This window comes from Hydrococcus rivularis NIES-593, assembly GCF_001904635.1.
GTDB classification, from domain to species: domain Bacteria; phylum Cyanobacteriota; class Cyanobacteriia; order Cyanobacteriales; family Microcystaceae; genus Hydrococcus; species Hydrococcus rivularis.
Map to the genome: position 1 here is coordinate 162,962 of NZ_MRCB01000003.1, position 11,496 is coordinate 174,457.

Below are 11,496 nucleotides of genomic sequence, written 5' to 3' on the forward strand. Positions count from 1 at the left end.
CAAAAAAAGCCACGGGGCTTCTAGCCGCCGTGGAGCATCACGTCCCTAAAGGCTCGATCTTTCCTAAAAGTTTTTGCAATCGCTGACCGATTTCTCCTAGCCCTAAGCTGCCATTGCTCGGAAAGCGCCCCTGCCGACCGGATTCGAGATAAACGTAATCGCCAATTAGCTCGTCTAACTGCGTCGCCTTGTCAATTTTCCAATTTTCCAGGCAAGCTCCGGTGAAAATTGCTCCTTGAAAATTGGTTCCGCACGCTTGCACGTCGATCAGAGAAGCTCCACTCAAGTCTGCGCCCGTCAGCTCCGCCCCCGTCAGGTTGGCTCCGCTCAAGTCGGTATTGGTCAAATCGGCTCCCGTTAAGTCGGCTCCCGCTAGGTTAGCTCCGCTGAGATCGGATCCAATTAAACAAGCCCATCTTAAGGAAGTTTTCGCAAAATTGGCTCTTTTGAGAACGGCATCTTGCAAAGATGCTCGACTGAGATTGGCTTCGGTGAAGTCGGCTGCGATCGCGCAAATATTGCACAGACGCGCTCTTCTGAGATCGGCGCGGCTGAGGTTGGCTTCGCTCAGATCGATGTTGTCGAGCCAGGCTCGTCTGAGAGCAGCACCCCTCAACTGGGCGCGAGAGAGGTCGATCCATTGGCTATTGCCCTTTCTCCATTGATTCCAGGCATCGACATCTTGTTTTAGTCGAGCAAGATAAAGTTCGTTTTCCATTCTTGTCAAGTTAGATTGGCGATAGAAATCGTGAAAACTACGAGAATTCTCGGCTAAACCAGAGTTTTCAATCGTTTTACTTTCTAGCTCGATCGTCCGATATTTAAAGGGAAAGGGCGGTGATTTCATAGTAAAGAGCGATGTGATCTCAGCCATAGAACCAAAAGAGTAAGGCTTGTTATCTTCTATGAAATTTCCTTTCGAGTCGTTAAGAGTCTTTATTGGAAAGAATTAGCTGCCTCATCGAGTTAATAACATTTAATTAAAGGCTCAATTCATGCTTCATGATTAAGGGGTAGGAGCGATCGTCATGAAAGACAGTAATTTTTTTCAACCTATCAATTCGCCTAAAGCAGCGCCAGAAATTATTTCTCAAGAGATTTTATTAGCCGATTTAATCGGAACCGAAGAAGCCGAGCTAATTTTTGAGGGCTTGGTCGATCGCAGTATGGGAATGGAACGCGCCTGGGAGAGGTTTACCTACGAGCGTCATTCTAGTACTAACGTGACGGGGGGCGATCTCGACGACGATTGGTATCAAGCTGAAGTCGTGGGAGAAGAAGCCGTCGGCGGACAGACTCCTACGCCCGACCAAAGCGTGACCGAACAACTACTTCAGTCGATGGGGATTGCTCCAGTCGATGGGGAACCTATCCGCACGCGAGACAAGTTGGAACGACGCGATCGCAGGCGCTGGGAACTAGAACCCGAGTCCTCAGAAGACTATTGGGAACGTTTTGAATAAGCGCCCCCATCATAAAAAAGATAATTCAGGCGAAGGTGTGGAGACTTCTGAGGCTGGGGAACGGGGGATAATTAACTGATAACCACTCACCACTAACTAATCTCTAACTGCCTTGCGAGTTCGGATTTACCAATAACAAGTCGCTAGTTACTAAGACTGAGCCTGCTTTTGCATCGCGTACTGTTTAAAGCGTTCGAGATCGGCTTGCAGAGTTGACTCGACGATCCGTCCTAAAAATAAATTATCCATTAGTTTACCTAAAAATCCAGGAATGGCATAGGCTGCGGTCATTTTAACGATACTGCTACCATGGCGATCGTAGAAACGGATTGCACCTCGGTTAGGCAAACCATCAACCGATTCCCACTGGATGATCTGATGCGGCACTAACTTGAGAATACGAGAAAGCCAGGTAAACTCGAAACCGCCGCTAGCCAGCTTCCAGCGAGAGAGTTCGGGGTTGTCTTCTAAAACTCTAACCGAGTCGATCCACTTCATCCAACGCGGCATTTGTTCTAGATCTGACCAGAGATTCCAGACAAGTTCGATAGGAGCATCAATCTCAATTTGGACGGTATGTTCTAACCAGTTCGTCATTTGATTTGGAATGGATGGGGAGAGATTTAACTATCTACTCTATTTCTATTCTCGACTACCAAGCCAGCGATCGGCAGATTATCCAGCTGTTGATAGTTGCGCGTTGACTTTTAATGTCTCAGCACCCTTTAAAATCGCTTTTGCCGCTTGCCGTCCAGAAATTGTAGCACCTTCCATGCTGTCGATATAATCCTGTTGGGTATAGCTACCTGCTAAGAAAAAGTTAGCGATAGGAGTTGTTTGCGGAGGACGATAGGGATCCATTCCTGGTGCTTCGCGGTAGAGAGACTGGGCTAGCTTAACGACGCTATACCAAGTCATATTCAACTCCCGCGAAGAAGGAAAGAGTTGATGAACTTGTTTGAGGACGTGTTGGGCGATCGCTTCATTTTTCTCTTTGATAAAAGGATCGCCAGGGGTTAACACTAACTGCAACAGCGATCCCTGTCCCTTTTTATAATAATCTCCCGGACTGGTGAGTGCTAAATCTGCAAAGCAAGAAAAATCAGCGTCGGCAGTGTATAGCAAATTATCGATTCCGACAGCTTTTTCTAATTGTTGGCGTGCCTGCGGATCTCGTAATTCTGTCACCCATCCATCAAAGCGAAGTTGCACTGTCGCCACAGGAACGGTATCGAGTTTATAAATATTGTCAAACTCAGTCCATTTGCGCCAAGCTGGCGGGAGAAGGCGCTGAATACCGGGAACGTCGCAAGCACAAACATAGGCATCGGCAACAATGGTTTCTTCCGTCTCGCCGTTGGCAACTGCCATCCCAGTTACTTGCATTTGTCCTGTTTTTTCCTGGTAGAAAATTTCCCGCACTCTCCGTCTGGTATATATTTTTCCGCCGCGCGCTTCAATGTAATCGATAATGGGTTTGTGTAAGTATTCAGAGGGAGACCCTTCCAGCATGCGCAGGATCGAGGCTTCCGTTCTTGCCGCAAAAAACTGGAAAATGGTTAGCATGCAGCGAGCGGAAATTTGCTCGGTATCGATAAATCCCAAGGCATAAGCGATAGGGTTCCACATCCGCTTGAGGCTTCCGTCGTTGCCGCCTTTCCGGCGAAACCAGTCGGCAAAGCTAATCGAGTCCAACTCTCGAATTGTTTTCATTGCCCCGTCGAAGTCTACTAAACCGCGAATCAATGGGCTAGTTCCCAACGCGATCGAATTGGCGATTTTATCGACCGTTGAGAGTTGGGAAGTGGTAAAAAAGGCTTTTAATCCGTTGAAGGGGGCGCCCGTAATAAAGCGAAAATCCAATTCTCCGACTCGTCCCCCATCGTTTATAAAGGTATGGGTGTGTTCTTTAAGCCGTAAGTTCTCGAAAGCACCGACTTTTTTCATCAAGTCGAACAGTTGATAGTAGCAGCCAAAAAAGACGTGCAATCCCATCTCGATATGGTTGCCGTCAGCATCGATCCAACTGCCGACTTTGCCGCCAACAAACGGCCGAGATTCAAAAATTTCTACTTCGCAGCCTGCATCGACTAGATCGACGGCTGTCGCCATTCCTGCTAATCCTGCACCAACGATCGCAATGCGCATTGAGTCTTTTCCTTTCAGTTTCTTAACATATTTTAAAAGAGAAGTTACCCGCTGAGGTCGAAATTTAAAGCTACCTCATCTTTATTCAGAATTCTCGTCTAATTCTTGTCGAACGACTGCCTTGAGCTTAGAGTAAAAGTCAGATTGATCGATCGCTGGGGTAAATTCGCGAATGGCTCGTCGCTTGCTTGCCAAGGGTCTAAACTCGTTGTCCGGGAGAGGGGGAGACTTCTGTTGCGGTTTTGCCTCTAGAAGGGTATTTTCTTGAGCGCTAACTAGACTTGACTGTTGAGAGGTAGAACGATTGAGAGTAATGGTTGACAACTCTTCTGGAGTAGAGTTAGCTGTAGACGGCTTCTTGGCGATCGCTTGATGGAAGCGGCTCAATCTCTTGGAAACTTCTTGCAGGCGAGCGACTAATTCATTATCCTCCTCTCGTTCTGAATCTTCTGTAGCGTCCGAGGCAGATTTAGATTCGCTAGCGGGAGGAAGAACCCGAAACACGAGACGTTCAAATTCATAGGAAAAGTGAAACGTTGGCTGTCCGCGTCGCAGCCATATGCTAAGTATATGTTCCACTGAAATCGCTTTGTAACGTCCTTGATAGAGAGCTTCTACGACAGCTAAGCGAACCCATTTAGCTGGATATAGTCGCAGCCACTGGTCGATTAATTCTAGTGCGGTATATCCTCTCAACTCAAACCCATAACGAGCCAGTAATGCGGCTATTTGGGTAGCTGTTAAGTCGTTAGCCAAGTCTGTCATCAACGGTTTGTGGACAGCTAGAAGTATTTTGGGGGCAGCGATCGATCTCTCCTAAGAAAATAGACTATTTTCTGAATTCATCAGGGAAATTGGGGTTGTGCTTATCTTGCTTATGTCAAGCACTCAGCTACAGCCTTCGATTTGCCAGAGACTTCTTCGTCTTGAATAAACATAGGGGTTTCATAAGGGCATAAGGGTACGATTGATGTAATTTATGATTTTACTCAATTGCGGATTAAATAGAAACAGACAATCGCTAATTTATTTTTCTTTCTTAATATTTTAATTTTGGGGGTTTCAGAAATTAAAAAGTGAATTTTAGATTTTCAATAGTTAATTTCTTCTTAAGAAACCAAACAAGTCTCTTAATAATAGGTTATTAAAAAAAGGCAAAAAAGCAAGGAAAAATTCAAGCAAAAAAAATGCCAATCTTTCTCTAAAAATTTTAGAGAAAAACTTTATTGACTGCAACCTCGCTAGTCTCTCTCCCATAATATCCCTAGCCAGATATTAATATACATATATTCCGGTTTTTGAAGGCGTATTTCAAATAAGCGTGTCCGACTCGCAAACTTATAAGTTGTTAACCATAAAAAAGACTTTTCTTGAACAATTGCTAGCTTTTTGTCAAATATCTCTGGAGAGTTGCGATAGTAAGCTTTTTGAGGTAAGATAATGAAATTATTTGGTAAGGCATAAATAATAAATCAAGACTCGCAGGAACCATCTTCCTTCCTTCTCTGTCTTTGTGTATGTCACTTCTATCGCCAGTCCGAGTCATCTAGTGAGATATTCCTGACAAAGACTGGCTTAAAGAATCTTTATATTGGGAATAATGGACAAGCTTCCTAATACGTTAAGCTTGAAAAACTCAAACTCAGCAAAGCAAGGAAAAACGCAAGCTACATGAGAGTTTTATTGTTATATCCCCTATTTCCTCAGAGTTTTTGGTCGTTTGAGAAAACTTTAGCCCTCGTGAATCGGAAGGCATTATTACCTCCTCTCGGTTTAATTACCGTTGCGGCGATTCTTCCGCAAGCATGGGAGTATAAATTAGTCGATCGCAACGTTCGTGAGGCGACCGAACAAGATTGGGATTGGGCAGAACTGGTCATCGTCTCTGGCATGATCGTCCAGAAAGAAGACATGCTCGCCCAAATCCAAGAGGCAAAGCGGCGAGGAAAGCGAGTAGTTGCAGGAGGTCCCTATCCTACTTCACTTCCCGACGAAGTGAAAGCGGCAGGAGCAGATTATTTAGTTCTTGATGAAGGCGAAATCACTTTACCATTATTGGTAGAAGCGATCGCGCGCGGGGAAGCGAACGGCACCTTTCGGGCAACCGAAAAACCATCCGTTACCGAAACCCCTATCCCTCGCTATGATTTATTGGAGTTCGACGCCTACGACAATATGTCGCTGCAATTTTCGCGCGGCTGTCCCTTCCAGTGCGAATTTTGCGACATCATCGTTCTTTATGGTCGTAAGTCCCGGACTAAAACGCCAGCACAACTTCTCGCAGAACTCGATCGCCTGTACGATCTCGGCTGGCGAGGTTCGGTTTTTATGGTAGATGATAACTTCATCGGCAACAAGCGCAACGTCAAGTTGTTACTGAAAGAGTTGAAAGTCTGGATGGCTCAAAAGAAATATCCTTTTAAGTTTCTGACTGAAGCCTCGGTAGACTTAGCCGACGATCCAGAACTGATGGAACTGATGGCAGAGTGCAACTTTACCAATGTCTTTTTGGGGATTGAAACGCCAGACGAGGACAGCTTAAACCTAACCAAAAAGTTTCAAAATACCCGCAACTCCCTAAGCGAAGCCATAGAAAAGATTACGCGCTCTGGATTGCGCGTTATGGCGGGATTTATCATTGGTTTCGATGGTGAAAAACCAGGGGCGGGCGATCGCATCGTTCGCTTTGTCGAACAGACAGACATTCCCGTCGCCATGTTCAGCATGTTGCAGGCACTCCCAAATACGGCTCTCTGGCATCGACTGGAGAAAGAAGGACGACTACTCGCAGAAAAATCTGGAATGAATCAGACGACGCTCATGAACTTCGTGCCGACTCGTCCCATCGAAGATATTGCCCGCGAATATATCGAGGGATTTTGGCAACTCTACGATCCGGAACGCTATCTCGATCGCACCTTCCGTCACTTTATGAAGCTAAGAGCGCCCAAGCATTCTGGAGAGTTTCGGCTTAGGTTGAGAGAAATTCGCGCCTTACTCATTTTAATTTGGCGACAGGGGATGCTTCGCAAGACGCGCTGGAAGTTCTGGATTAATTTGTTTAAGATCCTTCGATACAATCCCCGCGTTACCGATCACTATATAAAAGTTTGTGCTTTCATAGAACATTTTTATGACTACCGTCAAATTGTGCGCGACCAGATTAACGCCCAATTAGCCACTCATCTGGCAACCCATTCTCCCATAGTCACCAAGTTAGGCGGTGCGGATAGGCCCGATTGGCAAGAGAAAACAGCTGTCTAGAGCGCTTTTGCTCTCATCCCCTAATTCCCTCTTGAAAAAGGGGGAAGGGAAACTCACCAAATTCGTCAGTTTTTGCTTAAAATAACCTCAATTCGTCGGCGGTAACTCTAGAGGAATCGCTCCCATCAATCCTTTACGAAAATCATTTAATAACTGAAGCGCTGCTCTTTCAGCATCTCCTTGATAGCGACTGTTTGCCAACGCGTGAATATATTCTTCCCCAGTCATGGAGAGGGGATCTAATCCGTAGCGCGATCGCAATATTTCCTCATAGGCTAGCTCAACCAAGAGATCGACCAAAGCGGCGGCAACGTGCTGATTGTCGTAAGCTGCCTCGCCAATATCTTCACAAATGGCTAATTTGACGGCATCGGTTTGATTGTCTAGCTTAGAAGGAATGACCCCAGGCGCATCTAGTAGCTCGATTGACTCGGAAATCCGCACCCATTGCAGTTGGCGAGTCACTCCCGCACGACGGGCGCTAGCAACGGCTTTGCGCCCCAACAAACGATTAATTAGCGCCGATTTACCGACATTGGGAAAGCCGATGACCACTGCACGAACGGGACGGGGACGCATGCCGCGATCGCGCCGTCTCCGATTCATCTCGACTCCCGCCGCTTGCGCCGCTTTACTGACGGCTCTAATACCTTGACCTTGTTGGGCATCGGTAAAATAAGGTACTTCTCCCCGTCGCTTAAACCAAGCTTGCCATGCCTGACGCACCGATTCGGGAATCATATCCGCGCGATTGAGAATTAAGATTCGCGGTTTGCTACCAATCCATTCCGCTACTTGGGGATGGTGCGAAGCGAGGGGAATTCTGGCATCTAGCACCTCCAGCACGACATCGACGCGCTTGAGTTGTTCTTTGAGCTGTCGTTCCGCTTTGGCAATGTGACCGGGATACCATTGGATTTCAGGTGGCATGGAAGTCAGTAGGTAGTAGTTTGTCAAGTTTGATTCGATCGTAGTACGAGCGTCTCGCTCGTGCGAGCAAGACGCGAAGGAGCTTTCGCACTACCACAAAACCAGGCAAAACAAAATTGACACAGTAAGTAGACAAACAATTAATATAAGATTTACCGATCTTTTTGTTAAGCTATCGCCTCTCCACCCTCAGGCTTTCTAAAATGGAATCATCTCGAATCTGAATGCAAAAAGACTTTAGAGCATTCGAGGAGTCGAATATGGAAGCGATTCTGGGCACTCTGATTGGTTTAGTTTTTCTCTTTGGCGTTAGCGGCATCAAAATCGATCGCGAATACGAGCGAGGCGTTATCTTTCGTCTGGGACGATTCAACGACATCAAAGGGCCGGGCATGTATTGGATTATCCCCCTAGTCGATCGAAAAGCTCAAGTGGATGTCCGTACTAAAACCGTTGACATTGCTCCTCAAGAAACAGTCACGGCTGATAGCGTTACGATCAAAGTCAATGCAGTTCTCTACTATCGGATTCTCGATCCTTCCAAAGCCATTAATCGGGTTGAGAACTATCAAGTAGCTGTTTATCAGGCTGCGATGACCACGCTACGAAACGTTGTCGGACAAAACATTCTCGATGATGTCCTACAAAATCGGGACAAAATTAATCACGAGGTTCAACAAATTGTGGATGAGATGGCCGAACCTTGGGGCATCGAAATCGAACGGGTAGAAATGAAAGATGTAGAAATTCCCCTGGCAATGCAAAGAGCAATGGCGAAAGAAGCAGAAGCGGTACGCGAAAAACGCGCCCGCCTTATCAAAGCTTCAGCCGAACAAGAAGCTTCAGTTAAGTTAGCGCAAGCCTCGCAAAAAATTATGGAAAATCCGGCAGCGCTGGAGTTACGGCGATTGCAAATGCTAACGGAAATTGGGGCAGAAAACAACACGACAACAATTGTAATGATGCCGTCGGATATGATTACCCTTGCTAAGCAATGGTCGGAAAGTCTCCAAAATAGCGACAAACAAAAACAAAACGAGCAGCTAAAAAATGGCGATCGCCTGCGGATGTAAGATCGTTCAAGCTTTTACCTAACTATAGCTAGAAGCAAAGTGCTCCTCCAACAATTCTGGAATGCGCTCCGGTCGGACTTGGCAGTAACGCGCTTTATCGGGCATCATAACTAAGTTGGGACCCTGTTTGCATTGTTTGAGACAACCCGTTAATTTAATTTGAACTTTGTCCGCCAAGCCGCGATCGCGCAAGCTTTCTTCTAATACCTGACAGATTGCTCGACCTCCTCTTTTCCAACAACTCGATTTTTGACACACTAAAATACTGGCTTTGGACAGTGGCGGCGATTCGGAAACAGAAACTGGAATTGAAGTATTATTGTCGATCTTAACGGGTTTGACGGAATTCGCTTTCAGTTTGACTTTACCCGTCTTACGAGATTGCTGTCTCATTCCCCGTACTTCAACCCAGCTACCGGGGACAATAGTTTCTAAGATCTGCTCGCGAATTTCTTTAGCTGGCTTGACCCAATATTCGCGATCGGCAAAAGCAATTCTCAGATACTTAATCTTATAACTATCTTTAATAATAAAGCCTAGTAATTGTCCGACCAGACTAAAGTCCGAGACTTCGGGAATAACACTTGACATTTTTTCCACCAGACTTAAATTTCACTACTCGTTGACATTACTTTCCAGATGCCAGCAGCCATTTAACCAACGGACTAATTCCCAGCGAGGTGTGGCGATTTGTCTGACTGCACTCCATAGCTGAATGGCAGCTGTGGGACTGTGAATGGCTACTTGTAAAGGGCGATCGGTTTTGCAATGGCAAGGAATTTGTAACTCTTGCAAGCGGCGATAGATAGCCCACCGATCTGCCCAGTTGACATTGACAACATAACTTGATGCTAATTGTGAATTGACACCGTTCATTTTTTAATTAAATGATAATCTTTGGCATTTATATCCTCCAGTTTGAGTATATCTATAAATGCTAATTATTCTCAAGTAGTTTTTAAGAAGATATTCGGTGCTAGTTGGCTGCTTGGTAAAAAAGTTTTAAACTTTAAGACTTACAGTAATTTTCTTTACACTTTCGCGCGATCTGCGTAGACTAGAATATTTCTAAAGGCATTCTCAAATCGAGAGGAGAACGCAACTATGTCTACAGCTCAAGGTTTACTGCGTGCTTTTGGCGAAGTTGGCGACAATCCGGTTTTGTTAGACAAAAGTGTAACAGCACCAGTTTGTGAGGGGTTAAATATTACCCTTGCTAGCTTCCAGGCTTTATACCTTCAATATCAAAAACATCATTTCGTTGTAGAAGGTTCCGAATTTTATCAACTGCACGAGTTCTTCCAAGAATCCTACGAAGCGGTACAGGAACACGTACACGATCTTGGAGAGCGTTTAAATGGATTGGGTGGAATTCCAGTCGCTAGTTTTGCTAAGCTGGCAGAACTGTGTTGTTTTTCTCCCGAACCTGACGGTGCCTATGACTGCCGCCGAATGATAGAGCACGATCTAGAAGCCGAACAAGCGCTAATCCAACTCATACGCCGTCAAGCCGCTCAAGCAGAAAGTTTAGGCGATCGCGCTACTCGCTATTTGTATGAAAAAATCCTTCTAAAAACAGAAGAGAGAGCTTACCATCTCAATCACTTCCTCGTACCCGATAGCTTGACCCTAGCTTTCGTTAAGAATGGAAGCAGTCACTAAAAAGCCACAGATGTTAGGCACAATAATTTGACGGGCTTTGTCACTTATAGACTCAGCCCGTCAAATCATTTCTGTTTGATTTTCCAAGGTTCCCTCCGTAACCTTTTCTAATTGGAACCGATCGCCAGCTTCTCGCTTTCTCCTTACCTTAGTCGCCTCTTCCTCAGATCCTGGTTTGGCGTTGCCTCCTATAAGAGGCGTTGCCACTTCACTCTAGGGTTTAGGTCGATCCACTACGATCTCAATTACATACTAGCAAAACTTTTGGCAAGTGAGATCTTTTTTTCTCTTCAGTTTCTAATTCTTTCATACCTTCCCATTAGTTCTGCTTTGGCTAAGATGCGACCCTCCATTGCCCGTTCCACCTGCTGCTTGGTTGCTTTCTCTGGAAGGTTTAACTGAGTATCCAAAGCATAAAGCTTAAAAAAGTAGCGATGTTCTCGGTCTGGGGGACAAGGACCATAATAGTTCAAGTTTTTGCTGGTGCCGATGCCATGAACCCCCGGTGGTTCTTTGCCCTCTTGAATTTCCGTTAAACTGGGCGCAATATTAAAGACTACCCAATGATCCCACATCCCATCGGCTCGCAGGCGTTTTGGCACGTCGGGATCGTCCATAATCAACACCAAGCTTTTCGCTTCGGCAGGAACGTCGGATATAACGAGTGGGGGATTGATATTTTCTCCATCGCACGTGTATTTCGGGGGGATTTTCCCTTCATGCGCGAACGCGGGACTGGTCAATTTCATTGTTGATACCTCAGCGTTTACGGCAATTTTTATGCTAATACATTCTTTCCTACCATTGCTTGTGAGATCCGAGATATGCTATGCTTGAAAAGCACTTGCGGATGTGGCGGAATTGGTATACGCGCACGCTTGAGGTGCGTGTGGCTATTGCCGTGCGAGTTCAAGTCTCGCCATCCGCATTTTAATAAGGCAAAAGGTAAAAGGCAA

The 11,496-nt window shown here is 45.8% G+C and carries 13 protein-coding genes and 1 tRNA gene; 5 read left to right on the plus strand and 9 right to left on the minus strand.

Features of this window, described 5'->3' with window-relative positions:
* Window positions 1-37: 37 nt before the first annotated feature.
* Window positions 38-847, minus strand: a complete 810-nt coding sequence (locus NIES593_RS04600; protein WP_073598459.1) for a pentapeptide repeat-containing protein — start codon at window positions 845-847, stop codon at window positions 38-40.
* A 181-nt stretch (window positions 848-1,028) separates the two neighbouring features.
* Here NIES593_RS04600 and NIES593_RS04605 point away from each other — a divergent pair, with 181 nt between their 5' ends.
* Window positions 1,029-1,463 (plus strand): DUF6335 family protein, encoded by a 435-nt coding sequence (locus NIES593_RS04605; protein WP_073598460.1) that lies wholly within the window; start codon window positions 1,029-1,031, stop codon window positions 1,461-1,463.
* Window positions 1,464-1,613: 150 nt separating this feature from the next.
* On the opposite strand, the gene NIES593_RS04610 is transcribed toward NIES593_RS04605, so the two are convergent.
* The 3 genes from NIES593_RS04610 to NIES593_RS04620 form a co-directional block, all read right to left on the minus strand.
* Window positions 1,614-2,060 carry an SRPBCC family protein gene (locus NIES593_RS04610; protein WP_073598461.1) on the minus strand — a complete coding sequence of 149 codons (447 nt, stop codon included), beginning with the start codon at window positions 2,058-2,060 and terminating at the stop codon, window positions 1,614-1,616.
* Between the two features lie 78 nt (window positions 2,061-2,138).
* Window positions 2,139-3,611, minus strand: coding sequence for a 9,9'-di-cis-zeta-carotene desaturase (gene zds / locus NIES593_RS04615; protein WP_073598462.1), 1,473 nt, complete (start codon window positions 3,609-3,611; stop codon window positions 2,139-2,141).
* 81 nt (window positions 3,612-3,692) lie between these two features.
* The gene (locus tag NIES593_RS04620) at window positions 3,693-4,376 is read right to left on the minus strand and encodes a hypothetical protein (RefSeq protein ID WP_073598463.1); all 684 of its coding nucleotides are present in this window, start codon (window positions 4,374-4,376) and stop codon (window positions 3,693-3,695) included.
* 906 nt (window positions 4,377-5,282) lie between these two features.
* Between NIES593_RS04620 and NIES593_RS04625 the strand changes: the two genes are divergently transcribed.
* Window positions 5,283-6,875, plus strand: a complete 1,593-nt coding sequence (locus NIES593_RS04625) for a B12-binding domain-containing radical SAM protein (RefSeq protein ID WP_073598464.1) — start codon at window positions 5,283-5,285, stop codon at window positions 6,873-6,875.
* Window positions 6,876-6,962: 87 nt separating this feature from the next.
* On the opposite strand, the gene ylqF is transcribed toward NIES593_RS04625, so the two are convergent.
* Window positions 6,963-7,805: a ribosome biogenesis GTPase YlqF gene (gene ylqF / locus NIES593_RS04630; protein ID WP_073598465.1), complete on the minus strand. Its 843-nt coding sequence runs from the start codon at window positions 7,803-7,805 to the stop codon at window positions 6,963-6,965.
* 260 nt (window positions 7,806-8,065) lie between these two features.
* Here ylqF and NIES593_RS04635 point away from each other — a divergent pair, with 260 nt between their 5' ends.
* Entirely contained in the window at window positions 8,066-8,878 is an 813-nt protein-coding gene (locus NIES593_RS04635) for a slipin family protein (RefSeq protein WP_073598466.1), read from the plus strand.
* A gap of 18 nt (window positions 8,879-8,896) precedes the next feature.
* Here NIES593_RS04635 and NIES593_RS04640 read toward each other — a convergent pair whose 3' ends face one another.
* Both NIES593_RS04640 and NIES593_RS04645 read right to left on the minus strand, forming a co-directional pair.
* Window positions 8,897-9,469 (minus strand): (2Fe-2S) ferredoxin domain-containing protein, encoded by a 573-nt coding sequence (locus NIES593_RS04640; RefSeq protein ID WP_073598467.1) that lies wholly within the window; start codon window positions 9,467-9,469, stop codon window positions 8,897-8,899.
* A gap of 24 nt (window positions 9,470-9,493) precedes the next feature.
* A complete protein-coding gene (locus NIES593_RS04645) occupies window positions 9,494-9,754 on the minus strand; it encodes an Asr1405/Asl0597 family protein (RefSeq protein WP_073598468.1) in 261 nt (86 codons plus the stop codon).
* 228 nt (window positions 9,755-9,982) lie between these two features.
* Here NIES593_RS04645 and dpsA point away from each other — a divergent pair, with 228 nt between their 5' ends.
* A complete protein-coding gene (gene dpsA, locus NIES593_RS04650) occupies window positions 9,983-10,540 on the plus strand; it encodes a DNA starvation/stress protection protein DpsA (RefSeq protein ID WP_073598469.1) in 558 nt (185 codons plus the stop codon).
* Window positions 10,541-10,600: 60 nt separating this feature from the next.
* On the opposite strand, the gene NIES593_RS23920 is transcribed toward dpsA, so the two are convergent.
* Together NIES593_RS23920 and NIES593_RS04655 are read right to left on the minus strand one after the other, a co-directional pair.
* Entirely contained in the window at window positions 10,601-10,747 is a 147-nt protein-coding gene (locus tag NIES593_RS23920; protein WP_175561034.1) for a hypothetical protein, read from the minus strand.
* An 83-nt stretch (window positions 10,748-10,830) separates the two neighbouring features.
* Window positions 10,831-11,289: a YbhB/YbcL family Raf kinase inhibitor-like protein gene (locus tag NIES593_RS04655; protein WP_073598470.1), complete on the minus strand. Its 459-nt coding sequence runs from the start codon at window positions 11,287-11,289 to the stop codon at window positions 10,831-10,833.
* A gap of 97 nt (window positions 11,290-11,386) precedes the next feature.
* Here NIES593_RS04655 and NIES593_RS04660 point away from each other — a divergent pair.
* Window positions 11,387-11,468, plus strand: a tRNA-Leu gene (locus NIES593_RS04660).
* Window positions 11,469-11,496 lie beyond the last annotated feature (28 nt).

What these genes read in the sequence shown, in the direction of transcription:
- NIES593_RS04600 (WP_073598459.1), bottom strand. Translation starts at nt 847, where the DNA reads ATGAAATCACCGCCCTTTCCCTTTAAATATCGGACGATCGAGCTAGAA.
- NIES593_RS04605 (WP_073598460.1), top strand. Translation starts at nt 1,029, where the DNA reads ATGAAAGACAGTAATTTTTTTCAACCTATCAATTCGCCTAAAGCAGCG.
- NIES593_RS04610 (WP_073598461.1), bottom strand. Translation starts at nt 2,060, where the DNA reads ATGACGAACTGGTTAGAACATACCGTCCAAATTGAGATTGATGCTCCT.
- zds (WP_073598462.1), bottom strand. Translation starts at nt 3,611, where the DNA reads ATGCGCATTGCGATCGTTGGTGCAGGATTAGCAGGAATGGCGACAGCC.
- NIES593_RS04620 (WP_073598463.1), bottom strand. Translation starts at nt 4,376, where the DNA reads ATGACAGACTTGGCTAACGACTTAACAGCTACCCAAATAGCCGCATTA.
- NIES593_RS04625 (WP_073598464.1), top strand. Translation starts at nt 5,283, where the DNA reads ATGAGAGTTTTATTGTTATATCCCCTATTTCCTCAGAGTTTTTGGTCG.
- ylqF (WP_073598465.1), bottom strand. Translation starts at nt 7,805, where the DNA reads ATGCCACCTGAAATCCAATGGTATCCCGGTCACATTGCCAAAGCGGAA.
- NIES593_RS04635 (WP_073598466.1), top strand. Translation starts at nt 8,066, where the DNA reads ATGGAAGCGATTCTGGGCACTCTGATTGGTTTAGTTTTTCTCTTTGGC.
- NIES593_RS04640 (WP_073598467.1), bottom strand. Translation starts at nt 9,469, where the DNA reads ATGTCAAGTGTTATTCCCGAAGTCTCGGACTTTAGTCTGGTCGGACAA.
- NIES593_RS04645 (WP_073598468.1), bottom strand. Translation starts at nt 9,754, where the DNA reads ATGAACGGTGTCAATTCACAATTAGCATCAAGTTATGTTGTCAATGTC.
- dpsA (WP_073598469.1), top strand. Translation starts at nt 9,983, where the DNA reads ATGTCTACAGCTCAAGGTTTACTGCGTGCTTTTGGCGAAGTTGGCGAC.
- NIES593_RS04655 (WP_073598470.1), bottom strand. Translation starts at nt 11,289, where the DNA reads ATGAAATTGACCAGTCCCGCGTTCGCGCATGAAGGGAAAATCCCCCCG.